Here is a 1,566-nt window from a genome sequence, read left to right as displayed (position 1 = left end):
GCCAGCAAGTGTGTGACGTCCGGGTGTACGTGGGCGGGCAGGGCGAACGCGGCGCCCACGTCACCGCCCGCGATCTGGACGCGGGGGTACTTCACGACCTCCGACTTCGCCCCGAGTAGCACCTTGTTGACCGCAACGGGCGCTCGGGTCGCGCGCAGGGACTGGCCGCCCAGGACGACGGAGATGCTCTCGATCATGCGGCGCAGGCGCGTCGCGAGGTGGTCGATCTTGAAGCTGCGGTCGAGCAGTCCCGCGTCCTCGGTGCCCTCCTGTAGAAGCGTCAGGTGTTCGAGCATGTGCCCGATCAGGCCGTGCTGACGCTGTGACAACGTCTGGTGCATCGTCACCAGGACGGAGGCCTGCGACTCGTCGTGCACTCGCAGCATCGAATTGGCGCCCTGCACCTGCAAGTTGCCGATCTGCTCAAGAATCCTGGTGAGCGAGTCGTCGCCATCCCAACGGGGCTCGGCCGGGAGCGGGGGACGCGAACCCCGGCACAGTTCCTCGGCCGTCCAAATCACGCTCTTCTCCGCGGCCTGCACAGCTTCCGCGACCCGCTGCAACTCGGCGTCTCGGTTCAGTTGCAGAGACGCCGCCACGGCGTGCACGCGCACGGAACCCACGAGCGCCGTGACGAGCAGGCTGCCCGCCAGACCAATGGCGATCTGCACGACGGTGAAGTCGAAGGCCCCGGCGGCTAGGACAGTCGCACCCGCCAGAACGGTGAGGCAGACCAGGGGGGCGAGCAGGACGCCGGCGAGCTCGTCGAGGAAGTAGCGGTCTATCCGTGGGCGGCGGCCTCGTCTGCGGCGGTGGTTGGCCGTGCGGGCGACGGGTTGGGGGGAAGGCATTGGGTCCTCGGAGTCGGTTCGGAGGATGTGCGGGGCGGCCGGTTCGTATCAGCCGGCGGGGAGGATGGCCTGCACGGTCTTGCCCACGGCCACGCCGTCGGCGTCCCTCTTCACGTCCCACGACAGGCGTGCCTGGTAGTGGGCCACCCACCACAGGCCGGTCGGCTTCCCGTCGGGCCTCTCGGACTGGTTCGCCACCTTCTCGAAGGCCGGAAAATCGGGGTACGCGTCGTCAACCGCGACGAGGAGTTCGTGAGTGTCCGATGTCACCGTCAGCCGGAGGGCGACACAGCCGTCGGTGAAGGGCCGGCCGTGTAGCACGGCGTTGTCCACCAGCTTGTCGACCACCTGGGCCGCGGCGTCGATGTCGCCGTACCAATGCCCGATCGTGAGCCACGGCCGGGCCCGCAGCCGCGCGTTGGGGCCCGCACCCGAGTTGGCCAGCAAGGACGTACTCCACTCAAACGCGGGGTTCTCGCCTATCCAAAATGGAGGCTGAGTGACCGCGGCTCCCGCAGCCGCGTTGCCGACGGAAGCAAGGAGCACTGCGGCTGGCGCCCCAGCCATCGGTGCGTATTTTCCGGCTTCCTGACCAGCAGGCAGCGGTTTCACGGAGACTCCCGGTACATGATTGCGCTCGGACAAAGAGGACGCGGTGACGATCAGTTCGGTGGTACCTGTCGTGGTCCACAGGGCTGCCTCCATGAGGCGTGGC

At 68.0% G+C, this 1,566-nt stretch carries 2 pseudogenes; both read right to left on the bottom strand.

Annotated features, from left to right (window positions below):
• Positions 1 to 851, bottom strand: a pseudogene (locus ACFWI9_RS34115) (ATP-binding protein); the annotation flags it as partial.
• A gap of 48 nt (positions 852 to 899) precedes the next feature.
• Positions 900 to 1,566, bottom strand: a pseudogene (locus tag ACFWI9_RS34110) (hypothetical protein); the annotation flags it as partial.

Source organism: Streptomyces sp. NPDC127084 (genome assembly GCF_042724175.1).
Lineage (GTDB): Bacteria > Actinomycetota > Actinomycetes > Streptomycetales > Streptomycetaceae > Streptomyces.
Note: the sequence above shows the minus strand (reverse complement) of the source record. Positions and strands in the feature narration are given on the sequence as shown.